This window comes from Acetobacter orleanensis (assembly GCF_001581005.1).
Taxonomy (GTDB): domain Bacteria; phylum Pseudomonadota; class Alphaproteobacteria; order Acetobacterales; family Acetobacteraceae; genus Acetobacter; species Acetobacter orleanensis.
Map to the genome: position 1 here is coordinate 1 of NZ_LHZV01000006.1, position 602 is coordinate 602.

1 protein-coding gene is annotated in these 602 nt (G+C 53.8%); it reads left to right on the forward strand.

Translation table 11 applies throughout. The features are described 5' to 3' along the window. Window positions 1–338 precede the first annotated feature (338 nt). A partial coding sequence (locus AD949_RS00035; RefSeq protein WP_156475902.1) for a transposase occupies window positions 339–602 on the forward strand: 264 nt, incomplete at its 3' end.

Here is a 602-nt window from a genome sequence, read left to right on the forward strand (position 1 = left end):
TGGAGCGGATTAACGTCGCGGCGTAGCAATCCAGAGAATGAGACCTTCTCTCTGCTCAAAACGCAGAGTGAAAATCAGATCAACGAACCAGCAATCAACACGCAAAAAAAGAACCAATTAACGGTTCTTCGATCCCTCCACCCGCATCCGTAGATCGTCGCTCAATGCGCGTGCCATCATCGCCTCCATCAATGGAAACGGTGAAACACAATCCATGCTCCGTGTCATCACTCACGATTCATAATTCAGTGGCCGTGCTCTAGCGCCGCCGCGTAACAATCCAGCGGATGATAGCTCTAGGGCCTGTTAGATCTTGAAATTCTTCCCATATTGTAGGGATGGAAGAAGGAGACGGAACAGGCACTTTTACGGATGAGACATGGGCGATCTGGGAACCTCTGATTGAGGCGGTTCGCCCACGAGGCAAGACGCCGCCCCATGATCTGCGGCGCACGATAGCAGCGATTTTCTGGCGTCATGAGAATGGTGCGAAGTGGCGGAGTATCCCCACTGAACTGGGGCCTTGGTGGCGGGCGGCACAACTTTTCATCCGCTGGGCGAAACTGGGCGTATGGGAACGCCTGCTCGAACTGGTTCAGGAC